Genomic DNA, 22,535 nt, shown 5'->3' with positions numbered 1-22,535 from the left:
TTCCCCCTATTTCTTAAACCTGCGAAGCACGCGCCAGGTGAAGGCCTTGACCCGATTGCGCGCAGGCCAGCGCTTCGTCCGGTGCGGTGACAGCCCCAATCCGCGCAGCCACCCGTTTAAAGCCCGCGCGTCCGCCTCGGCGAAGCTCCATTCCGAGCGCCAGGTAATCGACAGCGAAACCGACGGAGTGCTGCCGTTGCGCACGAAATGCGGCGCCATGACCGGCACGTAGACCGCATCGCCCGGTGAAAGCGCGAATTCCGTGCCGCCGCATAGCAGGTCGTCATGCCATTTGAGTTCGCGGCCGCCGCCGGTGTGATAGGTCTCGTGCACTTCGTCCGGCGCAAAGCGGGGATCGCCTGCGGGGAACTGGGTCATGACCTTGGTGCCGCGCACCTGCAGCAGGATATTGTGCTCGGGGTCGAAGTGGTAGGGTGTGACGCCGCCCGCCGAAGTGATGAAGGCGAAGGCCTGAAGCTTCATCATCCTGCCGGTCCTCGCCTCGATCAGGGGGCGCAGTTCGCCCAGCAGGTCTTCGAGCAGCTGCGCGTAGGCAGGCTCCTGCTCGATGTTCTTGATGACGGCCCAGGAGTTGGTGGTCTCGATCTCGCGGATGGTGCGGCCGATGGGAATGCCGGTGGCGGCAGGTTTGCCATCGACGCCGAGGGGCTGATTGCCGAAATTGTACTCGACCGAAGCAGGCGGAAGCGATTCCGCAAGGCAGGCCAGCGCTTCGAGCGCCATGAGAGGGTGGTCGCCGAGCGCATGAGTCAGCTTGTGGGCCGTTTCCGGGTAGTTCGCCGCAAAACGTTCGCGGGTGCTTTCGGAGAAAACCGGCGAGGAAGCGATCCGCGAGACCACGTTCATCGCCCCCCTCCCGCCGGATTGCGTACGAGTTCGGCGCGGACGAAGCTGCGAAACAGGCGGCGGCGCAGTGGGCCGCCGATGGCGATGGAAAGCCGCGCCATCGTGCGCCGTTCGCGCCACAGGTGGTCGATCATCGGATGATCGGCAGCGGCGCAACTGTCGCTCCACTCGATATCGCCGCGTTCAAGGATGTCGAGGTTCTCGCGCTGGAGCAGGACGCCGGGCGAAAAGCGGGAATAGCGCTCGTCGAAAGCGGTCTTGAAGGAGTATGCGCCCGGCGGGGTCAGGAAGCTGGCGAGCATGGCGATGGGGCGACCGCCCAAGGTGAGCGAGAGGCGTTCGAGGCGCCCGCGTGCCGCCGCGCCTTCCAGGCTTTCGCGAAACAGGGCTGCCGTACCCGCATGATTGGCCAGGGCGGAACCGGCTTTGCCTTTCCAGCCCGAGGCTTCGAGCGCGAGGAACCTCTCGCACCATTCGGGCAGTCCTTCCGTGTCGGAGCGGCGCTCGGCCGCCACGGCGCCCTGTTCGGCGAGGCGAGACGCCTGGCGGCGCAGCTCCTTGCGCTTCTTGGAGGAGAGCGAGGCTTCCAGATAGGCATCGGCCGAAAGGTCCGAAGCGAGCAGGGCACGGTCTTCGCGCAGGACGATTTCGGTCTGGCGCGCCTCCCCGGAAATTGTCGCGGAAAGGGCGGCATGGATCGGTCCATCCACGGGCATCGCGCGTAGATGCAGGAACAGTGCCTGTCCCGCACGGTCGTCCGCCCAGTCCAGCACCGCGCGCCAGAAGTCCCGCTCGGCACCGCACGCGATCAGCGGGACGCCGCAGAAGCAGTTTTCATGAAGCCAGCTTGCGAGATTGGGCACGGGCCACCGGTAATAGCGCGGCGCGCTTACCACGGGCAGGAGGCCGGCAAGTTCGCCTGCCTGCTCGAACAGCAGGACCATGACCTTACCGGTGTCGGGAAGGTGCCGAAGCGAGGGCAGGAGATACCAGCTCTCGAAGAAGGGGTTAGGTTCGCTGGCGCGCAGTGCCAGCCGGTCCCACGCCGCGATCTGGTCTTCCAGCGCGCGCCAGGGCAGGCAGGACAGCGTGCTTTCCGGCGGCATGGGGGCAGGAGCCGCCAAAGCGGTGTCCTTCCGAACCGAAGTTGCCTGCCGGTGAAACATGGTCGAATGCATCAGCCTGAATGGATCGCTGCTGATCCGTCCTAGCGTGGCGGCATCAAGGAATTGCTAACGATGGCCCCGGGGAAAACGATCCCGGCGGATCGCTCCGCGCGGGGCCATTGCCCGAGGCCATCGTTCAGCGTTCCGGGTTCAGCCTCCCGCCAGTGCGGCGAGCAGCAGCAGGGCGACGATATTCGTGATCTTGATCATCGGATTGACCGCAGGACCGGCCGTATCCTTGTAGGGATCGCCGACCGTATCGCCCGTCACCGCGGCCTTGTGGGCTTCGGAACCCTTGCCGCCGTGGTGGCCGTCCTCGATGTACTTCTTGGCATTGTCCCAGGCGCCGCCGCCCGATGTCATCGAGAGGGCCACGAACAGCCCGCCGACGATGACGCCCAGAAGCAGGGCGCCCAGTGCCGCGAAGCCGTTTTCCGTGCCCGCGACCGCGGAGATCACGAAGTAGACCACGATCGGCGCCAGTACCGGCAGCAGTGAAGGCACGATCATTTCCTTGATCGCCGCCTTGGTCACGAGGTCCACGGTCCGTGCATAGTCGGGCTTGGATTCGTAGGTCATGATGCCGGGGTTGGCCTTGAACTGTTCGCGCACGTCCACCACCACGTCGCCCGCCGCGCGGCCCACCGCGGTCATGCCCATGGCCCCGAACAGGTAGGGCAGGAGCGCGCCGAGCAGCAGCCCGACGATGACGTAGGGATTCTCCAGGCTGAAATCGACGTTGAGGTCCGGGAAGAACTCCCGCAGATCATTGGTATAGGCGGCAAAGAGCACCAGCGCGGCAAGGCCGGCCGAGCCGATGGCATAGCCCTTGGTGACGGCCTTGGTGGTGTTGCCCACGGCGTCGAGTGCGTCGGTCTTCTCGCGCACGGCGTCGTCGAGGCCCGCCATTTCGGCAATGCCGCCGGCATTGTCGGTGACCGGGCCATAGGCATCGAGCGCAACGACCATTCCCGCAAGCGCCAGCATGGCGGTAGCGGCATAGGCGATGCCGATGAGGCCAGCGAGCTGGTAGGCGACGATGATGCCGGTGACGATCACCAGCGTCGGCAGCGCGGTCGCCTCAAGACTGATGGCGAGGCCCTGGATCACGTTGGTGCCGTGGCCGGTTTCCGAGGCCTTGGCGATAGAGCGCACCGGGCGGTAGCCGGTGCCGGTGTAGTATTCTGTGATCCAGATGATGAGCCCGGTGATGACCAGCCCCACCAGCGAACAGTAGAACAACGTGCGGCCGGAGAAATCGCTTTCGCCGATGAGGGCGTTGATGTCTCCCAGAGCATATCCGATCGCCCACCAGATCGCCGGGACCGAGAGTACCGCCGTGACCAGGAAGCCCTTGTACATGGCGCCCATGATGTTCTGCGAGGAACCGAGCCGGACGAAATAGGTGCCGATGATCGAGGTGACGATGCAGACGCCGCCGATCAGCAGTGGCAGCGCCATGAGGCCGGAAAAGTTGTCTATGCCCTTCATGAGCAGGGCGGTCAGCACCATGGTGGCGCCGACGGTGACGACGTAAGTCTCGAACAGGTCTGCGGCCATGCCGGCACAGTCGCCTACGTTGTCTCCCACATTGTCGGCGATGACGGCGGGGTTGCGGGGGTCATCCTCGGGAATGCCGGCCTCGACCTTGCCGACGAGGTCGGCGCCGACGTCGGCCGCCTTGGTGAAGATGCCGCCGCCGAGACGCGCGAAGATCGAGATCAGCGAAGCGCCGAAGGCGAGGGCGGTGAGGCCCTGGACCACGGTGCGGTCTTCGCCGCCAACCGTATGTCCGCCGGGCCCGGTCAGGTACCAGTAGAACACCGCGATCGCCAGCAAGGCGAGGCCAGCCACCAGCATGCCGGTGATGGCGCCCGCGCGGAAGGCCAGCGTGAGCCCTTGTTGCAGGCCGGTCTGCGCGGCGGCGGCGGTGCGCACGTTCGAGCGGACCGATATGTTCATGCCGATGAAGCCGGCGACGCCGGACAGGATCGCGCCGACGACGAAGCCGATGGCGGAAACCGTACCGAGCGTAATGGCGATGATGATGGCGACGACGAGGCCGACTACCGCGATCGTCGAATACTGGCGCTTCAGGTAGGCTTGGGCGCCTTCCTGAATGGCGGCTGCGATTTCCTGCATCTTTTCGTTGCCGGCTGGCGAGCCGAGCACTTGGCGGCTGGTGACGAAGCCATAGAGAATGGCCAGAAGCCCCAGGACAATTGCGATCGTGACTGGATTCACAAAACGCCCCCTTTTCCCAACGATGTAACGACGGGTTTTCCCGCTCGATCCGACTATGGCTATAGGGAAGCGGGATTAGTGGCAAGCGCGTTGATGGCGGCGGAATTTACGGAATTGCGCCATCCTGGATCAGGTTCGGCCCGCTTCAATGCTGGTAGCCCAGTCGCTCCGGCAATGGCGTGGGCGCGCCGTTCCATTCCAGCGCAACGCCTTCCCCTTCGTCCACCGTCCCGATCAGATGTACGTGCGAGCCTGCCGAGGCGGCGGCGGCGCGTATGTAGGCGCTGTTCACGGCAGGGGCGGTGAACAGCAGGACATAGTCGTCCCCCGCCGTCATCGCGGCGATGCGCTGGTCGAGCCCGTCACCGGCCGTGGAGACGAGCGCGGGGGAAAGCGGAACCTCGTCCGCGGAGAGGGTGATGGCAACCGCGCTGGCCACTGCCATCCGGCGCGCATCGACAAGCAGTCCGTCCGAGACGTCCATCATCGCCGTCACCAGGGGGGCAAGCGCCACTCCCAGCGCCGGCTCCGGCATGGGGCGGCGGTAGCGATCGGCAAGCCATGCGGCATCGGTGCTCTGCACATCGCGGCCCGAGGACAGCAGGTCGAGGCCCAGCCCGGAATCGCCGAGCGTGCCGCTCACCCACACGAGATCGCCCGCCTGCGCGCCGCTGCGGGAGGGCACGAGGCATTCGGTCGGCCCCAGACCGAGCGCGGTCAGCGAGAAACTGCGTGCGGAACCAGCCGGCATTCGCACGGTATCGCCCCCCAGGAGCGGCATCGCGAAATGGCGGCAGGCACGCTCCAGTCCCGCAAGGAAGGCACGGTCCCAGTCGTCTTCGCCAAGCGCGTGCGACTTGAGGCAGCCGAGCGGGGCCGCGCCTTTTGCGGCAAGGTCCGAAGCGTTCACGGCGACGAGTTTCCAGGCCACGTCCTCGGGCGGGTCGCCGGGCAGGAAGTGGACGGATTCGACCAGGGTATCCATGGTCAGCACCAGCCGCTCGTCGCCGATTTCCAGAACGGCGGCATCGTCGGCAAGGCCGCGCGCAGCCGGGTCCACGGCAATCGCGCGCAAGGCGTCTATAAAGGCGAATTCACGGGTCACGCCGGAGACAATGGGCCGTGGCGGGCCCATTGTCGAGATCACGAGTGAACGCTCATGCTGCGCGGAAACGCGGCATCCAGGATCAGCGGACGACCTTGGCGACGGCGTCGAGCACGCCGTTCACGAACTTGGCTTCGCGCGCATCGAAGAAGGCGTGAGCCACGTCGAGATACTCGCTGATGGCAGCGCCGGTCGGCACGTCGGCGCGGGCGAGAAGCTCGTAGGTTCCCGCGCGCAGAATCTGCAGCATGGTCTTGTCGAGGCGGGGCAGCGCCCAGCCTTCGGCGAGCTTGCCCGAGAGCAGTTCATCGATCTCGTCACGGCGAGAGATCACACCCTTCACCACGTCGTCGAAGAAGGCGACTTCGGCCTTGGCGTATTCTTCTTCGTCGATCGTCATGCCGAGACGGTGGCGGTGGAATTCGTCAAGCAGGGTGGGCAGCAGGGTGCCCTCCATGTCGAACTGGTACAGCGCCTGGACGGCGGCGAGGCGGGCGGCGGCCCTGGCTTGCTTCGAGCCGGCTTGCTTGGAATTGCTCATTGGGAAAGTCTCACGGAAATGGAGCGCGCGTGCGCGGGAAGCCCTTCGGCATCGGCAAGGGCAACGGCGGCGGGGCCGATGGCCTCCAGCGCCGCCTGGTCGAGCTGGATGAAGCTGGTGCGCTTCATGAAATCGAGGACCGACAGGCCCGAGGCGAACCGCGCGCGACGCCCGGTGGGCAGCACGTGGTTGGGGCCGGCGACATAGTCGCCCACCGCTTCGGGGGTCATGCGGCCAAGGAACACCGATCCGGCATGGCGGATCTTGCGGAACAGGCTCTCCGGATCGTCGGTGGCGATCTCGACGTGCTCGGCGGCGAGCGCATCGGCAAGGGCCGGGGCCTCGTCGAGGCTCTCGACAACGACGATCACGCCGTAGTCGTTCCACGACTGGCGAGCGGTTGCTTCGGTGGCGAGGGTGGACAGCTCCAGTTCCACCGCTTCGGCAACAGCGTCGGCATAAGCCGCATCGTCGGTGATGAGGATCGACTGCGAGGTCGGGTCGTGCTCGGCCTGGCTCAGCAGGTCGGCGGCAATCCGGCGGGGTTCGTTCCTGGCGTCGGCGATGACGAGGATTTCGCTCGGTCCGGCGACCATGTCGATGCCGACGACGCCGTAGAGCTGGCGCTTGGCCTCGGCCACCCAGGCATTGCCGGGACCGGTGACGACGTCGACCGCGGCGATCCGATCGGTGCCGTAGGCCAGCGCGCCGACGGCATGGGCACCACCCACGCGCCACACTTCATCCACGCCAGCAAGGTGCGCGGCGGCAAGGACGAGCGCGTTGACTTCGCCCTTGGGCGTAGGCGTGACGACGACGAGACGCTCCACGCCTGCGACCTTGGCGGGGATCGCGTTCATCAGCATCGAGGAGGGGTAGGCCGCGCGGCCGCCCGGCACGTAAAGCCCGGCGGCATCGACCGCGCGCCAGACCGCGCCGAGGCGGACGCCGGCTTCGTCGGTATAGTCGCGGTTTTCCGGCAGCTGGGCGGCGTGATAGGCGCGAATGCGGGTTGCGGCGAGTTCGAGCGCCGCGCGCAGTTCCGGGGCGAGGGCTTCGAATGCGGCGCGGCAGGTTTCCGCATCGATCCGCCAGCCGCTCCGGTCGAGGTCGTGCCCGTCGAAGCGCGCGGTATAGTCGGCCAGCGCCGCGTCACCGCGTTCGCGCACTTGCGCCAGGATTTCGGCCACGTCGCGGGCGACATCGACGGCGCTCTCCCGGCGGTCGGAAACGACGCGCCGGAAGGCTTCCGCGAAGTCCGCGTCCTTGCTGGAAAGGCGCAGCATCAGGCGGCGGCCTTCTGTTCGGCTACCAGCGCACGGAAGGCTTCGACGAGCGCGGCCACGCGGTCGTCGGTCTTGAGCGCGGCACGGTTGACGATCAGGCGCGCGGAAATGTCGAGGATGCGGCTGGTTTCGACAAGACCGTTTTCCTTCAGCGTGCGGCCGGTGGACACCAGGTCGACGATGCGGCTGGAGAGGCCGAGCGAAGGGGCGAGTTCCATCGCGCCGTTCAGCTTCACGACTTCGGCCTGTACGCCCAGCTTCTCGTAATGGCGGCGGGTCAGGTTCGGATACTTGCTGGCGACGCGCAAGTGCGAAGGCAGCGCCCCGCCGACTTCGCCTTCACGTTCGGCCACCGAGAGCCGGCAGTGCCCGATATCGAGGTCCACCGGGGCATAGAGGTCGGGGTAGGCGAACTCTTCCACCACGTCGGAGCCGACGATGCCGACTTGCGCCGCGCCATGCGCCACGAACGTCGCCACATCGAATGCGCGCACGCGGATCAGGCGCATCTCGCTGTTCTCGCACGCAAAAGAGAGCGCGCGGGACTTCTTGTCGTGGAATTCCGCCTCGGGCACCACGCCGGCACGCGCCATCAGAGGCAGCGCTTCGTCGAGGATTCGGCCCTTGGGCACGGCGAATGTCAGGCTTGTCGGCATGGTGCGCGCATTTAGGCTGCCATTGCGCAAAGGGCAACCGGGGATGACGGCGCTATGTTCGGCCTTCAGGTTGCCCCCCGGCGCAAGGCTGCAACGGCGCGCTCTATTCGCCGGGGGCGCTGGCCTTGATGGCGACGGCGTGGACCCGGTTTCCCGGAATGTCGCCGAGTGCCGCATTGACGAGGCGCTGGCGCTGAAGGCGCGAAACGCCTGCGAAAGCGGGACTTTCGATTTCTATGGTGAAGTGCGATTCGCCGGTGCCGTCATCGCCGGTGTGACCGGCGTGGCTGGCGGAATCGTTGACGACATCAAGGCGGGTGGGGGTGAAGGCGGCTTCGAGAAGCTGCCGCATTTCCTGTGCGATCGGTCCGGTCATGTCTTCCATTTACGCGCTCGTTATCCCATCTGGAAGCCGGTGAGACATTCTAGATTTCATGGCAGAGTCGAATCCGGTGGACGCGCGTGCAACTGGCCGGGGTGTGAAGAGGCGGGCGAATTCCGTGCGCCGGGCATGCGCTTGCCCGGTTTTGACGGGCCGGGCGACTATCGCTGGTTCTGTCTCGATCACGTTCGCGAATTCAATTCGGGGTACGACTATTTCGACGGCATGAGCGCGGAGGAAATTTTCCGCGCGCAGTCGCCGCTGCATGGCTGGGAAGCGCAGAGCCGTGCGTTCCGGCCGGATGCCGGCGTGGACGGTACGCCGCGCTGGGCCGACTTTGCCGATCCGCTGGAAGCGATCAGCGGCCGCGCCAAGGCGCACATGCGGCAGCGCCAGTCCGAGATGAAGCCCGAGAACGCCCGCTTCAACCCGGAAGAGCGACGCGCGCTCGGCGTGCTGGGGCTCGATGGCGATATCGACAGCAAGACGCTGCGGCTGCGCTACACGCGGCTGCTGCGCCAGTATCACCCCGATCACAACGGCGGAGACCATAGCCGTGCCGCGCGTTTGCAGGGGGTGGTGGAGGCTTATCAGCTCCTGCGTAAATCGGCGGCGTTGGAGGGGTAGGCCTACTGGCGGAGCGGGGTGACGGTTCCGCCACCCGCTTCGGTTCAGGCCTTTTCCCTTTCGCAGATTTTGGCGAGTTGTTCGGCGCAGGCGGACCAGCCGTCCGTGAAGCCCATGTCCTCGTGCATCTTGCGGTCTTCCTCGCGCCAGTGCCGTGCGCGGGCGGTATAGCGCGTGCCGCTGCCTTCCGGTTCCAGTTCCCAGATACCGATCATGAACGGCCCGGATGGCTGGAAGTCTCCCGTGACGGCATCGGTGGTAACGAAGCGGCGGCCTTCCTCGTATGCGAGGTATATCCCGTCCTGCGGTGCGGTTTCCCCGTCAGGCCCGTACATCGTCATCCGGCAGATTCCGCCGGGGCGGCGGTCCTGCTCCTCGACTTCGACCCGCCAGGGACGGGGGCACCACCATTCCTCCTGCCGGTTGGCCATGACGTCCCATACCTGCGTGATGGGAGCATCGATGTAGCGGGTGATCGACAGTTCGTTACCAGTCTCGCTCACGGGGTTCTCCTCAGTCTCTATCAGGTGCGCCGAGCGGGAAATAGGCGCGGAACGGCCGTGCCTCGTCGACGCAGCGGGCGACGGCGGGCAGCGAGAGCAGATGCGCGCGCCAGGCACGAAGGCGCGGCCTGTCCTCGGGTATCGGGTGGACCCAATCCGCATAGAACAGGGCGGGCGCCGCGGCGCATTCGATCAGGGTGACATGCTCCATCGGCGGATAGAACTGGAGCCAGCCTTCCAGCCAGGCATAGACCCGGTCCAGTTGCGCGCGGGCTTCGGCGCAGCGGGTCAGGTCGGGATTCTCCGGATCGCGGATATACTCGTTCACCACGATCTGCATGACGTTCATCACGTAGTTGTCGAAGACCCGGTCCAGCATGCGGATCGCCGTTGCCGCGTCCGGATCTTCGGGCAGGAGCGTGCCCGGGGCAGCATGGTGCCGATCAATATATTCGATGATCGTGGTGGCTTCGAACAGCAGGTTCTCGCCATCGCGCAGCACCGGGAACTTGCCCAGCGGTCCTGCCATCTGCACGACTTCGGCATGTTCCGGGTGCTCGGCATCGACCACTTGCAGAACGAAGGGCAAGTCATGGGCGTAAAGCGCGATCAGCGCCTTCCACGTGTAGGACGAAAAGGGATGGCCGAAGAGTTCGAGAACAGGCTCAGGCGTCATGCGGTGCTTCCTGCAAGGGCGGCCTCGATCGCGGCGACATCGATCTTGCGCATCGTCATCATCGCTTCCATCGCCCGCTTGGCGGCCGCCCGGTCGGGATTGCCCAGCGCCCGTCCCAGCACCCGGGGTGTGATCTGCCAGGAAAGCCCCCACTTGTCCTTGCACCAGCCGCACATGCTTTCCGCGCCGCCGTTACCCACGATGGCGTTCCAGTAGCGGTCGGTCTCTTCCTGGTCCCCGGTTTCCACCTGGAACGAGAAAGCTTCGCTATGCTTGAACGCCGGGCCGCCGTTGAGGCCGATGCATTCTATGCCCATGACCGAGAATTCGACCGTGATGACGTCTCCCGCCTTGCCGTCGGGATAGTCCGCCGGGGAGCGAGTCAGGTCGGTGACCCGGGTGTCGGGAAAGATCGAGGCATAGAAGTTCGCGGCCTCTTCGGCATCGCCTTCGTACCAGAGGCAGACGCGGTTCTTCGCGCGATCCGTGGCGGTCATTTCTTCATCTCCCCGATCAGCGTGTTGTCCACCGCTTTGGCTGCCTTGTAGGCCTCGCGTGCCTGGAAACGCTCGGCATAGGCGACGAAGGCGCGGCGCGGCGGCATCGTGCCGAAAGTCAGCCCCCAGTCCACCGCGCTGCCGACGTAGACGTCGGCCATGGTGAAGCGGGAGCCGCACACATAGTCTGCCTGGTCGAAATGGCTTTCGAGGGCATTCATCGTCCGCTCGAAGTTGCCCCAGCCGACCATCGGCTCCTGTTCGGGCGTCGGCTCGCACTTGAGGTGGCGCGAGGTGATCGCCTGTTCGACCGGGCCGGACGCGAAGAACGTCCAGCGATAGTAGTCCGCCATTTCCCCGTCATTGGGCAGCAGTCCGGCTTCGGGATGCATCTCGGCGAGGTAGAGGCAGATCGCGGCGGCTTCGGTCACGACACGGTCGCCGCCATCGGCGTGGTGGACGATCGTGGGCACCTTGCCCATCGGATTGACCGCGAGGAAACTGGCCGGCTTGTCTTTCCAGTCGATCAGGACCTGCCGGTAATCGGCGCCCGCCTCATGAAGTGCCCAGCGGGCGATCTGCCCACGCGACATCGGGTTGGTATAGAAGGTATAATCGGCCATGGTCCTTCTCCGTCGCGTCGTGCGAGGTTGGAACAATTGCGGAACACGGGGCTGTCGTCAATGGCCTTGCAGTTCCGGTCGTGCCTTAGTCACCTTTAGGGCCGACGAGGCCGAAGCCTGCGCCTTGCGGATCGATCGCGACGACGATCCACTCGCCGCCGGGCACCTCGTGCGGGCCCATCAGCACGGTGCCGCCGTTCGCCTCGATCGCCGCTTTCGCCGCCTCGATCGAAGGGACGCCGAAGTAGAACAGCCAGACCGAGGGCTGGCTTTCCTCCTGGCGCTGCATGATCGCGCCGAGCGTTTGCCCGTGGTGGCCGATGAAGCAGTAGTCTCCCATCTCGCCCATCGACATCTTCTCGTCGAAGGTGAATCCGAAGTGCCTGCCGTAGAACGCCATGGAGGCGGCCTGGTCGGGGCTGGCCAGTTCGTTCCACCGAACCCGCTGGTTTTCGGTGACGGAGAACACGTCGCTCGCTGCATCGGGCTGATCGGCGGGCGGGACAGGGTTCATCAGGTAGATCGGCACGCCCTGCGGGTCGGCAACCATGGCGATGCGGCCCACGGGCAGGTCGGTGGCGGGCATCTGGATCTTGCCGCCTTCCGAGGCGATCGTCTCCACCACCGCGTCGACATCCTCGACATGGAAGTAGGGCAGCCAGATCGGCCGCGCGCCGCTTTCGGCCATATCCTCGGTGATCTGCATGGCGCCGCCCGCCATACCGCCATCGTCCCGCACGATCATGCGATAGTCCAGGCCGCCCGCTTCCGGGCTGGCGTGATCGGCGATGGTCCAGCCCACGACCGCGCGGTAGAAGGCCGCAGCCCCGTCGAGGTCGCTGGAGAGCAGTTCGTACCAGATGAAGCTTCCGACTGGATTGGCCATCGTCATTCTCCCGTTTCGGCCTGAGGCAGTTCGACGACGGAATCGAACCCGCCATATATCATTCGCGCGCCGTCGAAAGGCGGCGGGTTGGTGGCGGGATCGAAGCGCGGATCGTTCTTCATGAGTTCCATCAGCAGGCCCATCTGCCGGTCCCGCGTGGCCTTGTCGGGCCACTCGATCCAGCTGAAGCAGACCGTTTCGTCCTCCCTGGCATCCACCGCGCGGAAGAAGTCGGTCTGCTTGCCGTGCTGGAGATCGTCACCCCAGCATTCGACCACCCGCGTTGCCCCGTATTCGATGAAATAATCATCGAATTCCCGTGCATGGGCGATGAACCGGTCCTTGTTGGCAAGGGGGACGGCAATCACGAAACCATCTATGTAAGGCATGGCTATTCTCCGGAAGTGGCGGGAGAGGCGTAGCTTTCGAGTTGTTCCGAGAGGGCCCGGCGGAACGCCGGACGGCTTTCTCCGCGCGCCTTGTAGGCGGCGAGCACGGGGAAGCTTTCGAGGATGTCCGTGTGGTCGAGAATGCGCAGCACCGTAACGAGGACGATGTCCGCGAGCGAGAAGGCGCCGGCCAGCCATTCCCGCTCTCCCAGCGCTTTCTCGGTGCTGGAGAGACGCGATTTCACGAGCTTCAGCGCGCTTGGACGGGCTTCTGCGGCCCATGCCTTTCCTGACTGGAATATGTCGAGCATGCCGATCTGCGCGACGAACGGTTCAATGCTGTTGAGCCCCGCGAACAGCCAGGCGATCGCCTGCCAGCGCGTGGCCGGGTCTGCCGGAAGCAACCGCTCGTCCTGTTCGCCGAGGTAGAGCAGGATCGCGCCGCTTTCGAACAGGCGCTGCTCGCCGTCGTCGAAGGCGGGAACCTGGCCGAAGGGCTGCCATTCGCGGTAGCTGGCCGGGCGCGGGCTGAACACGTCGAGCAGGTCGATCCGGTAATCCCGCCCGATCTCCTCCAGCGCCCAGCGGATGCGCAAATCGCGGACCTGTCCCCGAACGGGCTGGGGAACGTCGGCATAGGCGGTAATGACGGTCGAGGCGGACTCGTTCCGGGGCATCGTCACTCTCCGATGTCGATGCGCCTGCTCGGCGCGATTCGTTATTGCCGGAGCCTGATCTTTCAGGTTACAAAAAGCAACCATGGAGTTAAAAAACGAAACCAAGGGGCGGGCGAAGCGTTCGGGAGGCAGGATGAAAGCCCCGGACGATGGTTCGGAAGGGCAGGGCGCTCATGCCGGATCTCACGGGCGCTGGTACCGCGACGCCTGCGGGGCGGCTTTCGCGATGGAGCTTGTGGGAGAGCGCTGGACCCTGCCGATCGTGCGTGAAATGATGCTTGGTCCGCGCCGCTTCAACGGGCTGCGCGGCGCGCTGCCCGGCCTGAGCGCCAAGGTGTTGACCGAACGGCTGGGCAGCCTCGAAGCCTCGGGCATCGTGCGCCGTGCGGTGCTTCCGCCGCCTGCCTCCGTGCAGGTCTACGCCCTGACCGAATGGGGGTTGGGGCTGGAAGCGGTCATGCAGGAACTTGGGCGCTGGGCGGTGCGCTCGCCATCGCACGATCCGTTCCTGCCGCTGACGCCGGTGGCCTTCATGCTCTCCTTGCGCACGATGATCGTGCCCGAGCGGATCGGCGACCTCGAAATCGCCGTGGCTTTCGACGTCGGGGGGCAATGCTTCCTTGGCCGGCTGGAGCGGGGGGAACTGCACATCGTGCCCGCCGGTGAGGAAATCGGCGCGACGGATCTGCGCTTCTGCGCGGAAACCGCCACGGATTTCCTGCCGGTGTTCTACGGCAAGCGCACGGTGGAGGAGGCGGGCGGGCGGCTCTCGGTTCAGGGGGACGCAGGCCTTGCCCGCAGGTTCATCGATCTTTTCTCCCTGCCGGCGAAGCTTGCGCCGGGGAACGTGGCGGGGAGCTGACTTTCGCAGCCGGGCCCGTCGGCATGGCCGGCCGCCCGGCGGACCGCATTTCCCGATATGGCTCAAAGCCTGTTGCGGTGCAGCGCTCGCTTGTCTACGCGAGTGCAACGATGACTGAGACCGAGACCATGAAAGCCGAGAACCGCCCCGAGTCACGAGACGCCACCGTGCTGGCTGCTCCCGACATCGAACTCGACGTGCGCGAGACCTTCGGAGTCGATATCGACTGGAAGGTACCTGCCTTCTCCGTCGCCGACGAGCGCGTTCCCGACCTTGACGAGACTTACGTCTTCGACCCGGACACTACGCTCGCAATCCTGGCCGGCTTTGCCTACAACCGCCGCGTCATGGTGCAGGGCTACCATGGTACCGGCAAGTCGACTCACATCGAACAGGTGGCGGCCCGTCTCAAGTGGCCGTGCATCCGCATCAACCTCGATGCGCATATCAGCCGTATCGACCTGATCGGCCGCGATGCCATCGTGCTGCGCGACGGTCTCCAGGTCACTGAATTCCGCGAAGGCCTGCTGCCCTGGGCGCTCCAGCACCCGGTGGCGCTGGTGTTCGACGAATACGACGCCGGCCGCCCGGACGTGATGTTCGTGATCCAGCGCATCCTGGAAACCGAAGGCAAGCTGACCCTGCTTGACCAGAACCGCGTGATCCGCCCGGACAGGAATTTCCGCCTCTTCGCCACCGCCAACACGGTCGGTCTGGGGGATACCTCCGGCCTCTATCACGGCACCCAGCAGATCAACCAGGGCCAGATGGATCGCTGGAACCTGGTGGTCGGGCTCAATTACCTCCCGGAACCGGTCGAGACCGACATCGTCACCAAGAAGGTGCCGCAGGTCGATGCCAAGGTCGTCGCGAACATGGTCAAGGTTGCGGACTTCACGCGCCAGGGCTTCATGAACGGCGACATTTCCACGGTGATGAGCCCGCGCACGGTCATCACCTGGGCCCAGAACTCGGCAATTTTCAACGACGTGGGCTTCGCCTTCCGCCTCTCGTTCCTCAACAAATGCGACGAGACCGAGCGCGTGATGGTGGCCGAATACTACCAGCGCGTGTTCGGCAACGACCTGCCCGAGAGCGTGGTCGGCAAGGCCTGAGACTTACCGTCATCACGAACAGGAAAAGGGAGGCTGCGGCCTCCCTTTTTTTGTCCACCGCAGGGCCGTGATCGCAGCCGGCGAAGCGTGGGTGACAGGCGAAGGCGATCAGCCCTCGGGGTAGATCGCCTTCACGAAGTAGAGCCCGTCCGGCGGCGAATTGAGGCCCAGCGCCTGTCGGTCGCGCGCTTCCAGCGCCTCGGCGATCTGGTGCTCCCTCCAGCGGCCCATTCCCACCAGGGCGAGGCAACCGACCATCGAGCGCACCTGGTGATGCAGGAAGCTGCGCGCCTCCGCCTCGATCAGCACCATTTCGCCTTCGCGCCGCACGTCCAGTCGGTCGAGGGTCTTGAGCGGGCTTTGCGACTGGCAATGGGCCGAGCGGAATGTCGTGAAGTCGTGCAGTCCGACCAGCATCTGCGCGGCGCGGTGCATGGCCGCTTCATCAAGCGGCTTGGCCACCTGCCATGCCTTGCCGCGCTCCAGCGTGAGCGGCGCGCGGCGGTTGGCGATGCGGTAGATATAGGCGCGGCCGATGCAGGCGAACCGGGCGTGCCAGTCGTCCGGCACGATCTCGCAGGCGACGACCGCGATGGGATGAGGGCGAAGCCGCGCGTTCATCCCCTCCATGAACTGGAAGGGCGTGAACGGCTTGTCGATGTCGATATGCGCTCTCATGCCCAGCGCGTGGACGCCCGCATCGGTGCGGCCGGCGGCGTGCATGCTCGTGGTTTCCCCGGTGAGGGCGAAAGCCGCTTCCTCGACGCTCTGTTGTACCGAGGGGCCATGCGCCTGGCGTTGAAGGCCCATGTAGGGGGCGCCGTCGAATTCGAGAGTGAGGGCAAAGCGGGTCATCGCGCCGCCGATACAGGACTGCGCGCGCTCTGCAAACGGCTTGGCGCGAGGCGGCGCGCGGCGCATCCTCGACCTTTGCAGTTTAGGAGAGCGCAAATGGCCGAACAGGCTTCACGTTTCGAGATATTCCGGGGCCGGGAAGCGCCCTCGCTGGATGAGTGCGGCTGCATGACGCTTGCGGGTGAGGCCCCGAACATGATCGCCGCGTTGCCGCTGTTCGCCGGGGCCGGTCCGGAAACCGGCGAGCGTGTCGACGTGCCTTACCGCCGCCCGGGCATGAGCCTGGCGCGGCTCCGGTTGAAGAGCGGCTTCGCGCTTCCGCTCCATAGCCACGATTGCGACTGCCTGTACTACATCGTGGCCGGAAGCGTGGAACTCGGCACGGAAACGCTGGTGTCGGGCGATGGCTTCTTCGTGGGGAGCGAGGTGCCCTATGCCTATGTTGCCGGACCGGAAGGCGCCGAGGTCCTCGAATTTCGCGCTGCCGACACCTTCGACATCCGCGTGCGCGACAAGTCTCCGGAAGGCTGGTTCAGGGCCGCGCAGCGTGTCCGCGAGGCGCAGGACCGCTGGGCGTGCGAGCCGCCGCCCGTCCGCCGCATGCCGTGACCTGCGGGGAGCGGGCGGGTTCGGCAATCAGCCCAGATGCGTGCCCGCGGGGATCGGCCGCCCGCGCAGCAGGTCTGCCGTCGCCATCGGCGGCTTGCCCGCTCGCTGAATCCGAGTCACGCGGATCGCGCCCTCTGCGCAGGCGACAGTGAGGGCGTCGTCAAGCGCGGTGCCGGGCTCGCCCGAACCTTCGGCCAGATCGGCCGCCAGCACCTTGTACCGTTCCCCGTCCAGTTCGAAGAACGCGCCGGGCGCGGGCATGAAGGCGCGCACCTGCCGTTCGGCTTGCACGGCGGACTGGGTGAAGTCGATCCGGGCTTCGGCCTTGTCGATCTTGCGGGCGTAAGTCACTCCGTCCTCGGGCTGGGTGACGGCGCGGTGAACGGCAAGATCGCGCAAGGTGCCGACCATGAGCTGAGCACCCTTTTCGGCCAGTTCGGCGGTCAGGTCTCCGGCGGTCTTGCGGTCGATCGTGGTGCGCAGCGTTGCCAGCATCGGTCCGGTGTCGAGGCCGGCCTCCATTTGCATGATGGTGACGCCGGTGGTGGGATCGCCTGCGAGGATCGCCCGCTGGATCGGCGCCGCGCCGCGCCAGCGGGGCAGGATCGAGGCGTGGATGTTGAGGCAGCCCAGCCGCGGCGCATCAAGCACGGCCTGCGGCAGCAGCAGGCCATAGGCGGCGACGAGGGCGATATCTGCGCCGAGCGCGGCGAATTTCTCCTGCTCCTCCGCGCTCCTGAGCGAAACGGGCGCCCGCACCTCGATCCCGCGTGCTTCGGATTCCTTGTGGACAGGGGAGGGGGTCAGTTCCTTCCCTCGGCGCCCGCCGGGGCGTGGCGGCTGGCTATAGGCGGCCACGACCTCGTGCCCCGCCTCGACCAGCGCGACGAGCGCGGGCACCGCAAATTCGGGCGTTCCCATGAAGACGATGCGCAAAACCGGTTACTCCGCTCACTCTGGGCCCGTCGAAGGGCATTTCGTGCGCAAGTGGCGCATGGGGCTTCGACAAGCAGTTCCCGAGCGGTTAGGGAATTGGCCATGGCATCGCAAGAGATCGAGACGCTTACCGCCGCGCTGTCGCGCCTTCCCGGCCTTGGTCCGCGCTCCGCACGCCGGGCGGTGCTGTGGCTCATCAAGCGGCGCGAGACCTCGCTTCTGCAACTCGTCGATGCTCTGGCTGCCGTAAGGGAAGCGCTCGTCGAGTGCGGGATTTGCGGCAATATCGACACGACGAATCCCTGCGGTATCTGCGCCGATTCGCGCCGCGATGCGGCTTCGCTCTGCGTGGTCGAGGAAGTGGCGGACCTCTGGGCACTCGATCGTGCGCGGCTGTTCAACGGGCGCTATCATGTCCTGGGCGGTCGTCTTTCGGCGCTGGACGGCGTTCGCCCCGAAGACCTGAGTATCGATCGCCTTCTCCAGCGCGTGGAGGCAGGCGGGGTCGACGAGGTCGTCCTGGCCATGAACGCCACACTCGAAGGCCAGACCACCGCGCACTACATTGCCGAGCGTCTGGAGGGACTTCCGGTCCGCATCACCCAGCTCGCGCATGGCCTCCCGGTGGGCGGCGAGCTTGACTATCTGGACGAGGGAACGCTTGCACAGGCGATCCGTGCCCGGCGACCGGTAAGTTAGCCGATCACTGTGATCGCAGTGCCCATCTTGCGAAAATGGCCGTCCGCGATTATCTGCGGCCCATGGCTATCCGTGAAATCCTCGAAGTTCCCGATCCGCGTCTCAAGCAGGTTTCGGTCCCCGTCGAAAAGTTCGACGACGAGCTCAAGACGCTCGTCGAGGACATGTTCGAGACCATGTATGATGCGCCGGGCATCGGTCTTGCCGCCATCCAGGTCGGCGTGCCGCTGCGCGTTCTCGTGATCGACCTTCAGCCGGACGACGAGGATGCGGAGCCCGAAGTGTGCACCGCTCACGGCGATCATCACCACACGCACCAGCCGACGAAGAACGAGCCCCGGATCTTCATCAATCCGGAAATCCTCGATCCTTCGGAAGAGCACACGGTCTATCAGGAAGGCTGCCTCTCGGTCCCCGAGATCTATGCCGACGTGGAGCGCCCCTCGCGCATCCGCGCGCGTTGGCAGGACCTCGACGGCACGGTGCACGAAGAAGACATGGACGGCCTGATGGCCACTTGCCTCCAGCACGAGATGGACCATCTCGAAGGCATTCTCTTCATCGACCACCTTTCGCGCCTGAAGCGCCAGATGGCGCTCAAGAAGCTGGACAAGCTGCGCAAGGCCGCCTGATTCCCCGCTTCGGTGGAAAAGCTGCGAGAAGGGCTGGCGTTCTCTAAACGTTCCGGATAGGCTTCCGGAATGGAAATTGCTGTCGCCGCCATTCTCGCACTCGTCGTCGGTCTCGGGGCCGGCTGGTTCTTCGGCTCCCGGCCCGCCGCCGAATGGCGCATGCGGCACGAGACGCGCGACCGCGAGGCGCGCGATCTCGATGAACGTTTCCGGGCTGCCATTCGCGATCTGGCTGGCGCCACCGAACGCGCCAGCCGTGCCGATGATCTGGCCGCCGCGCTTGAACGTACCCGCACCGAACATGGCGCGGTGCTGGAGGTCCTGCGCAAGGACCATGGCGAAACGGTCGAGCGGCTCCGGTTCGAGCATGTGCAGGTTCTTGATCGCACGCGCGGCGAACTCACCCAGGTTCTCGAACGGACGCGCGGCGAACATGCCGGGCTGGTGGATTCCTTGCGCCGCGAACAGCGTGAGCTTGCCTCGGAACTGGCGACCCTGCGTGAAAAATCCGCGAATTTCGACGAACAGAAGCGTCTTCTGCTCGAAGCGCAGGAAGCGCTTCGTAAGGAATTCGAAAATGCCGGCGCCAAAGTGCTGGCCGGTGCCCAGGACGCTTTCCTGCGCCGAGCGGGCGCGCGGTTCGAGGAAAGCGAAAAGGCCAATGCCGAGCGCATCCGCACCATGCTGGCCCCGGTGGGCGAGCGGCTCAAGAGCTATGAGGAGCAGGTCGCCGCACTGGAGGCCAAGCGGGTCGATTCGTTCGGGCAGCTCACCGGACTGATCCAGTCGATGCGCGAAGGGCAGGAAAAGGTGCGCGAGGAAGCGCAGCGGCTCGGCAATTCGTTGCGCAATGCACCAAAGGCGCGTGGGCGCTGGGGCGAACAGCAGCTTCGCAACGTGCTGGAACAGTGCGGGCTTTCCGAACACACCGATTTCGTCACCGAGCATTCCATCGATACCGACGAAGGCCGCCTGCGGCCGGACGCGATCGTCAACATTCCCGGCCAGAAGCGGCTGGTGATCGACGCGAAGGTTTCGCTCAACGCCTATCAGGAAGCCTTCGAGGCCCAGGACGAGGTGGCTCGCGACGCCGCTCTACGTCAGCATGTCGCCTCGATGCGCAACCATGTCCAGACGCTGGGCGCCAAGAGCTACCAGAGCCAGTTCGAGGATGCGCCGGACTATGTGGTGATGTTCGTGCCGGGCGAGCATTTCGTTGCCGCCGCGCTGGAACAGGACCCGGAACTGTGGGACTTCGCTTTCCGCAACAAGGTGCTGCTGGCGACGCCGACGAATCTTGTCGCGATCGCCCGCACCGTGGCGCAAGTCTGGCGTCAGGATGGCCTCGCGCGCGAGGCGCGCGAGATCGGTCGGATGGGCGGGGAGCTTTACGATCGCCTGGCCGTGGCCGCGGATCACATGAAGCGCGTGGGTGCCGGCCTGGAATCGGCAGTCAACAATTACAACAAGTTCGTCGGCAGCTTCGAGCGTAACGTGCTCAGTTCCGGCCGCCGCCTGCGCGACAAGCATATCGAGATCGGCAAGCGTGAGATCGATGAGGTCCAGCAGATCGAATCGACCCCGCGCTACGGTGCCGAAACGGTGGCGGAGGAGATCGAGGCGATCGCCGAGGCCAAGTCCCTGCCGGAAGCGGCCCAGTAGACGTCAGCGTCCGTTCGCGCTGCGGGCGGGGCGCTCGACTGGTCCGCCTTCTCGGACGAGTTCGGCGGTGTGGCCGCTCGATTGCAGGATCATGTGATTGCCGTCGATGGCGAAGCGAGGGGTGGCGACAAGGAGGGCGTTGACCGCCTTTTCCTGATCCCATGCCGGAATGGTGCAGGTCATCTCGGTCAGGGTGAGGGGGCCTGCGATCAGGCGTTCCTCGTCGATGCGCCAGGGCCCGTCCATGCGGTTGCAGCCTACCAGCACACCCACCTTGCTGCCTTCGAAGGTCAGCCGCGCATCGTTGGATTCGGGCCGCTGTCCGTCGATCAGTGCGAAGCGCCAGCTCGTGCGGGCGAGCGGGGAATCCTCGCCCTGGATCGAGCAAGCTGTGAGCGGCGATAAAAGGCAGAAAGCAAGAAGAACGGCACGCATGATGGCGCCACTCTACACATCCGGGATGATGCCCGGATGAACGCAGCTATCAGTTGCCGCCCTCAAGATGGGCCAGCGCCTCATAAGCCAGCACGGCACCAGCCACGGCAGCGTTCAGGCTGTCTGCCCTGCCGCGCATCGGGATGGTGACGCGCAAGTCGCAAGCTTCCTCGTAGGCCTGCGGCAGGCCTTGCGATTCGTTGCCGACCATCAGGAAGCAGGGCGCCGAATAAGGGGCCTGGCGATAGTCGGTAGGATCGCGCAGCGAGGCCGCCACGAGCTGACCTTCGCCGGAGCGAAGCCAGTCCTGGAATTCGTCCCAGCGTGCAATGGCGATCTTCTGCGTGAAGATGGCGCCCATGCTGGCCCGCACCGCTTCCACGGAGAAAGGGTCCGCGCAGTCGTCAAGCAGGATCAGCCCGCCGGCGCCCACGGCGTCTCCGGTGCGGAGCATCGTGCCGAGATTGCCGGGATCGCGCAGCGCCTGCGCAACCAGCCAGATCGGCGCCGAGGCGCGGTCGAGATTGGCGATGCGCGTGTCAAATTCGGCGAAGACCCCGGCGACGGCCTGGGGATTGTCCTTGCCCGTGACCTTGGCGAGGATTTCGACGTCCATTTCGACGATTTCACCCCCGGCGGCGGCCACGGCGTTTTCCAGCGCGTCAAGCAGGGGATGGGGATCGCGGCCGATGGCCATGACCAGCATTTCCGGCACTATGCCGCATTCGCGCGCGTCGGTCAGCAGGCGCAGACCTTCGGCGAGGAAACGCTCTTCCCGCTTGCGGTGCTTCTTCTCGCGCAGGGAGCGCAGGAACTTGACCAGCGGGTTCGAGAAGCCGGTAATTGTGCGGCGAAAGGCCACGCGGTCGGACGGCGTCATTCTTCGCCGAAACCGTCGCGAACGAGTGTGGCGAGAACCGCGAGCGCTTCGGGCGCGCCATCGCCGGAGCAGGCGATCTCGATCGAATCGCCCTTGGCGGCGCCCAGCATCATCAGGCCGAGGATGGAGTTCCCCGCAGCCTCGGTTCCGTCCTTGCCGACCTTGACCAGCACGGTTTCCGGAAGCTCGGCGACGTGGTTGACGAACTTGGCGCTGGCGCGGGCGTGGAGACCGCGCTTGTTCACGATCAGCACCGTTTCACGGCAGTCGATCATGCGGCGTCTTGTCCCAGATATTCGCTGGCGATGGTGATGTAGTTGCGTCCGGCGTCGCGCGCGGCCGCGGCGGCATCGCGCACGGACATGCAGGCGCGGGCCTTGGCTAGGCGGATCAGCATGGGAAGGTTGATCCCGGCGATCACTTCGACCTTGCCGGCCTGCATCAGCGAAATCGCGAGGTTCGACGGAGTGCCGCCGAACAGGTCGGTGAGGATGATGACACCTTCGCCGCTGTCCACTGCAGTAATTGCCTCGGCAATCTCGCTGCGGCGGCGCTCCATGTCGTCGTTCGGACCGATGCAGACGGTTGCCACCGCCGACTGGTCCCCGACGACGTGTTCCATCGCGTGTACGAATTCCTCGGCGAGATTGCCGTGAGTGACCAGGATCATACCGATCATGCTGGGATTAGGCTCCGAATTTCCTGCGAATGCGACCGGGTTATAT

28 protein-coding genes are annotated in these 22,535 nt (G+C 65.6%); 7 read left to right on the top strand and 21 right to left on the bottom strand.

The features are described 5' to 3' along the window. Positions 1-6 precede the first annotated feature (6 nt). The 8 genes from ACXJ16_RS06505 to ACXJ16_RS06470 form a co-directional block, all read right to left on the bottom strand. Positions 7-867: a JmjC domain-containing protein gene (locus ACXJ16_RS06505; protein ID WP_324694720.1), complete on the bottom strand. Its 861-nt coding sequence runs from the start codon at positions 865-867 to the stop codon at positions 7-9. Beyond that, positions 864-1,973: a GNAT family N-acetyltransferase gene (locus ACXJ16_RS06500; protein ID WP_420719880.1), complete on the bottom strand. Its 1,110-nt coding sequence runs from the start codon at positions 1,971-1,973 to the stop codon at positions 864-866. Before ACXJ16_RS06500 ends, ACXJ16_RS06505 begins: the two co-directional genes overlap by 4 nt. A gap of 210 nt (positions 1,974-2,183) precedes the next feature. Then, positions 2,184-4,277, bottom strand: a complete 2,094-nt coding sequence (locus ACXJ16_RS06495; protein WP_324694724.1) for a sodium-translocating pyrophosphatase — start codon at positions 4,275-4,277, stop codon at positions 2,184-2,186. Positions 4,278-4,422: 145 nt separating this feature from the next. Next, positions 4,423-5,382 carry a thiamine-phosphate kinase gene (gene thiL, locus ACXJ16_RS06490; RefSeq protein ID WP_324694726.1) on the bottom strand — a complete coding sequence of 320 codons (960 nt, stop codon included), beginning with the start codon at positions 5,380-5,382 and terminating at the stop codon, positions 4,423-4,425. 82 nt (positions 5,383-5,464) lie between these two features. Next, positions 5,465-5,923 (bottom strand): transcription antitermination factor NusB, encoded by a 459-nt coding sequence (nusB, locus tag ACXJ16_RS06485; protein ID WP_054441504.1) that lies wholly within the window; start codon positions 5,921-5,923, stop codon positions 5,465-5,467. Continuing rightward, positions 5,920-7,209: a histidinol dehydrogenase gene (hisD, locus tag ACXJ16_RS06480; RefSeq protein ID WP_324694729.1), complete on the bottom strand. Its 1,290-nt coding sequence runs from the start codon at positions 7,207-7,209 to the stop codon at positions 5,920-5,922. The genes nusB and hisD overlap by 4 nt, the downstream gene beginning before the upstream one ends. Next, on the bottom strand, positions 7,209-7,865 hold the full coding sequence (gene hisG, locus ACXJ16_RS06475) for an ATP phosphoribosyltransferase (RefSeq protein ID WP_054441505.1): 657 nt from the start codon (positions 7,863-7,865) through the stop codon (positions 7,209-7,211). The genes hisD and hisG overlap by 1 nt, the downstream gene beginning before the upstream one ends. Positions 7,866-7,968: 103 nt before the next feature. Beyond that, positions 7,969-8,241: a BolA family protein gene (locus ACXJ16_RS06470; protein ID WP_185998801.1), complete on the bottom strand. Its 273-nt coding sequence runs from the start codon at positions 8,239-8,241 to the stop codon at positions 7,969-7,971. Positions 8,242-8,280: 39 nt separating this feature from the next. On the opposite strand from ACXJ16_RS06470, the gene ACXJ16_RS06465 reads away from it, so the two are divergent. Beyond that, the gene (locus ACXJ16_RS06465; protein WP_443477812.1) at positions 8,281-8,874 is read left to right on the top strand and encodes a DnaJ domain-containing protein; all 594 of its coding nucleotides are present in this window, start codon (positions 8,281-8,283) and stop codon (positions 8,872-8,874) included. Positions 8,875-8,918: 44 nt separating this feature from the next. Here ACXJ16_RS06465 and ACXJ16_RS06460 read toward each other — a convergent pair whose 3' ends face one another. The 7 genes from ACXJ16_RS06460 to ACXJ16_RS06430 form a co-directional block, all read right to left on the bottom strand. Beyond that, complete coding sequence (locus ACXJ16_RS06460) at positions 8,919-9,377, bottom strand: SRPBCC family protein (RefSeq protein WP_324694735.1); 459 nt, start codon at positions 9,375-9,377, stop codon at positions 8,919-8,921. A 10-nt stretch (positions 9,378-9,387) separates the two neighbouring features. Further along, a complete protein-coding gene (locus ACXJ16_RS06455) occupies positions 9,388-10,053 on the bottom strand; it encodes a glutathione S-transferase family protein (protein ID WP_463921632.1) in 666 nt (221 codons plus the stop codon). Next, positions 10,050-10,550: a VOC family protein gene (locus ACXJ16_RS06450; protein ID WP_324694738.1), complete on the bottom strand. Its 501-nt coding sequence runs from the start codon at positions 10,548-10,550 to the stop codon at positions 10,050-10,052. Before ACXJ16_RS06450 ends, ACXJ16_RS06455 begins: the two co-directional genes overlap by 4 nt. Continuing rightward, the gene (locus ACXJ16_RS06445; RefSeq protein ID WP_324694740.1) at positions 10,547-11,173 is read right to left on the bottom strand and encodes a glutathione S-transferase family protein; all 627 of its coding nucleotides are present in this window, start codon (positions 11,171-11,173) and stop codon (positions 10,547-10,549) included. The genes ACXJ16_RS06450 and ACXJ16_RS06445 overlap by 4 nt, the downstream gene beginning before the upstream one ends. An 85-nt stretch (positions 11,174-11,258) precedes the next feature. After that, the gene (locus ACXJ16_RS06440) at positions 11,259-12,059 is read right to left on the bottom strand and encodes a VOC family protein (RefSeq protein WP_463921630.1); all 801 of its coding nucleotides are present in this window, start codon (positions 12,057-12,059) and stop codon (positions 11,259-11,261) included. Positions 12,060-12,061: 2 nt separating this feature from the next. Continuing rightward, positions 12,062-12,448 (bottom strand): DUF1428 domain-containing protein, encoded by a 387-nt coding sequence (locus ACXJ16_RS06435; protein ID WP_463921629.1) that lies wholly within the window; start codon positions 12,446-12,448, stop codon positions 12,062-12,064. A gap of 2 nt (positions 12,449-12,450) precedes the next feature. Next, complete coding sequence (locus tag ACXJ16_RS06430) at positions 12,451-13,125, bottom strand: glutathione S-transferase family protein (protein ID WP_463921627.1); 675 nt, start codon at positions 13,123-13,125, stop codon at positions 12,451-12,453. Between the two features lie 133 nt (positions 13,126-13,258). On the opposite strand from ACXJ16_RS06430, the gene ACXJ16_RS06425 reads away from it, so the two are divergent. Both ACXJ16_RS06425 and cobS read left to right on the top strand, forming a co-directional pair. After that, positions 13,259-13,987, top strand: a complete 729-nt coding sequence (locus ACXJ16_RS06425; RefSeq protein ID WP_463921625.1) for a winged helix-turn-helix transcriptional regulator — start codon at positions 13,259-13,261, stop codon at positions 13,985-13,987. Positions 13,988-14,097: 110 nt separating this feature from the next. After that, positions 14,098-15,102 (top strand): cobaltochelatase subunit CobS, encoded by a 1,005-nt coding sequence (cobS, locus tag ACXJ16_RS06420; protein ID WP_054441731.1) that lies wholly within the window; start codon positions 14,098-14,100, stop codon positions 15,100-15,102. 108 nt (positions 15,103-15,210) lie between these two features. Here cobS and truA read toward each other — a convergent pair whose 3' ends face one another. Next, entirely contained in the window at positions 15,211-15,957 is a 747-nt protein-coding gene (gene truA, locus ACXJ16_RS06415) for a tRNA pseudouridine(38-40) synthase TruA (protein WP_324694753.1), read from the bottom strand. A gap of 96 nt (positions 15,958-16,053) precedes the next feature. Here truA and ACXJ16_RS06410 point away from each other — a divergent pair, with 96 nt between their 5' ends. Next, a complete protein-coding gene (locus ACXJ16_RS06410) occupies positions 16,054-16,566 on the top strand; it encodes a cupin domain-containing protein (protein ID WP_463921623.1) in 513 nt (170 codons plus the stop codon). Positions 16,567-16,593: 27 nt separating this feature from the next. Here ACXJ16_RS06410 and fmt read toward each other — a convergent pair whose 3' ends face one another. Next, positions 16,594-17,502, bottom strand: a complete 909-nt coding sequence (gene fmt / locus ACXJ16_RS06405) for a methionyl-tRNA formyltransferase (RefSeq protein WP_463921622.1) — start codon at positions 17,500-17,502, stop codon at positions 16,594-16,596. Between the two features lie 102 nt (positions 17,503-17,604). Here fmt and recR point away from each other — a divergent pair, with 102 nt between their 5' ends. From recR to ACXJ16_RS06390, 3 genes are all read left to right on the top strand, one after another. Further along, positions 17,605-18,201 carry a recombination mediator RecR gene (gene recR, locus ACXJ16_RS06400; RefSeq protein ID WP_185997549.1) on the top strand — a complete coding sequence of 199 codons (597 nt, stop codon included), beginning with the start codon at positions 17,605-17,607 and terminating at the stop codon, positions 18,199-18,201. A gap of 62 nt (positions 18,202-18,263) precedes the next feature. Further along, entirely contained in the window at positions 18,264-18,833 is a 570-nt protein-coding gene (gene def / locus ACXJ16_RS06395; protein WP_185997548.1) for a peptide deformylase, read from the top strand. A gap of 69 nt (positions 18,834-18,902) precedes the next feature. Continuing rightward, positions 18,903-20,495, top strand: a complete 1,593-nt coding sequence (locus tag ACXJ16_RS06390; RefSeq protein WP_454797061.1) for a DNA recombination protein RmuC — start codon at positions 18,903-18,905, stop codon at positions 20,493-20,495. 3 nt (positions 20,496-20,498) lie between these two features. On the opposite strand, the gene ACXJ16_RS06385 is transcribed toward ACXJ16_RS06390, so the two are convergent. From ACXJ16_RS06385 to ACXJ16_RS06370, 4 genes are read right to left on the bottom strand one after another with little or no spacing between them, the layout of a single operon-like run. Further along, positions 20,499-20,930 carry an META domain-containing protein gene (locus ACXJ16_RS06385; RefSeq protein ID WP_454797062.1) on the bottom strand — a complete coding sequence of 144 codons (432 nt, stop codon included), beginning with the start codon at positions 20,928-20,930 and terminating at the stop codon, positions 20,499-20,501. Between the two features lie 49 nt (positions 20,931-20,979). Further along, positions 20,980-21,810, bottom strand: coding sequence for a TrmH family RNA methyltransferase (locus tag ACXJ16_RS06380; protein ID WP_463921619.1), 831 nt, complete (start codon positions 21,808-21,810; stop codon positions 20,980-20,982). Further along, the gene (locus ACXJ16_RS06375; RefSeq protein WP_324694768.1) at positions 21,807-22,085 is read right to left on the bottom strand and encodes an HPr family phosphocarrier protein; all 279 of its coding nucleotides are present in this window, start codon (positions 22,083-22,085) and stop codon (positions 21,807-21,809) included. Before ACXJ16_RS06375 ends, ACXJ16_RS06380 begins: the two co-directional genes overlap by 4 nt. Further along, entirely contained in the window at positions 22,082-22,489 is a 408-nt protein-coding gene (locus ACXJ16_RS06370; RefSeq protein ID WP_132263101.1) for a PTS sugar transporter subunit IIA, read from the bottom strand. The genes ACXJ16_RS06375 and ACXJ16_RS06370 overlap by 4 nt, the downstream gene beginning before the upstream one ends. Positions 22,490-22,535 lie beyond the last annotated feature (46 nt).

This window comes from Novosphingobium sp. TK71 (genome assembly GCF_055361505.1).
This window is presented reverse-complemented; position numbering and strand designations above follow the sequence as displayed.

Coding starts and splice junctions, on each gene's coding strand:
- ACXJ16_RS06505 (WP_324694720.1), bottom strand. CDS start 867: ATGAACGTGGTCTCGCGGATCGCTTCCTCGCCGGTTTTCTCCGAAAGC.
- ACXJ16_RS06500 (WP_420719880.1), bottom strand. CDS start 1,973: ATGCCGCCGGAAAGCACGCTGTCCTGCCTGCCCTGGCGCGCGCTGGAA.
- nusB (WP_054441504.1), bottom strand. CDS start 5,923: ATGAGCAATTCCAAGCAAGCCGGCTCGAAGCAAGCCAGGGCCGCCGCC.
- hisD (WP_324694729.1), bottom strand. CDS start 7,209: ATGCTGCGCCTTTCCAGCAAGGACGCGGACTTCGCGGAAGCCTTCCGG.
- hisG (WP_054441505.1), bottom strand. CDS start 7,865: ATGCCGACAAGCCTGACATTCGCCGTGCCCAAGGGCCGAATCCTCGAC.
- ACXJ16_RS06470 (WP_185998801.1), bottom strand. CDS start 8,241: ATGACCGGACCGATCGCACAGGAAATGCGGCAGCTTCTCGAAGCCGCC.
- ACXJ16_RS06455 (WP_463921632.1), bottom strand. CDS start 10,053: ATGACGCCTGAGCCTGTTCTCGAACTCTTCGGCCATCCCTTTTCGTCC.
- ACXJ16_RS06450 (WP_324694738.1), bottom strand. CDS start 10,550: ATGACCGCCACGGATCGCGCGAAGAACCGCGTCTGCCTCTGGTACGAA.
- ACXJ16_RS06445 (WP_324694740.1), bottom strand. CDS start 11,173: ATGGCCGATTATACCTTCTATACCAACCCGATGTCGCGTGGGCAGATC.
- ACXJ16_RS06440 (WP_463921630.1), bottom strand. CDS start 12,059: ATGGCCAATCCAGTCGGAAGCTTCATCTGGTACGAACTGCTCTCCAGC.
- ACXJ16_RS06435 (WP_463921629.1), bottom strand. CDS start 12,448: ATGCCTTACATAGATGGTTTCGTGATTGCCGTCCCCCTTGCCAACAAG.
- ACXJ16_RS06430 (WP_463921627.1), bottom strand. CDS start 13,125: ATGCCCCGGAACGAGTCCGCCTCGACCGTCATTACCGCCTATGCCGAC.
- ACXJ16_RS06425 (WP_463921625.1), top strand. CDS start 13,259: ATGAAAGCCCCGGACGATGGTTCGGAAGGGCAGGGCGCTCATGCCGGA.
- cobS (WP_054441731.1), top strand. CDS start 14,098: ATGACTGAGACCGAGACCATGAAAGCCGAGAACCGCCCCGAGTCACGA.
- truA (WP_324694753.1), bottom strand. CDS start 15,957: ATGACCCGCTTTGCCCTCACTCTCGAATTCGACGGCGCCCCCTACATG.
- ACXJ16_RS06410 (WP_463921623.1), top strand. CDS start 16,054: ATGGCCGAACAGGCTTCACGTTTCGAGATATTCCGGGGCCGGGAAGCG.
- recR (WP_185997549.1), top strand. CDS start 17,605: ATGGCATCGCAAGAGATCGAGACGCTTACCGCCGCGCTGTCGCGCCTT.
- def (WP_185997548.1), top strand. CDS start 18,264: ATGGCTATCCGTGAAATCCTCGAAGTTCCCGATCCGCGTCTCAAGCAG.
- ACXJ16_RS06390 (WP_454797061.1), top strand. CDS start 18,903: ATGGAAATTGCTGTCGCCGCCATTCTCGCACTCGTCGTCGGTCTCGGG.
- ACXJ16_RS06385 (WP_454797062.1), bottom strand. CDS start 20,930: ATGCGTGCCGTTCTTCTTGCTTTCTGCCTTTTATCGCCGCTCACAGCT.
- ACXJ16_RS06380 (WP_463921619.1), bottom strand. CDS start 21,810: ATGACGCCGTCCGACCGCGTGGCCTTTCGCCGCACAATTACCGGCTTC.
- ACXJ16_RS06375 (WP_324694768.1), bottom strand. CDS start 22,085: ATGATCGACTGCCGTGAAACGGTGCTGATCGTGAACAAGCGCGGTCTC.
- ACXJ16_RS06370 (WP_132263101.1), bottom strand. CDS start 22,489: ATGATCGGTATGATCCTGGTCACTCACGGCAATCTCGCCGAGGAATTC.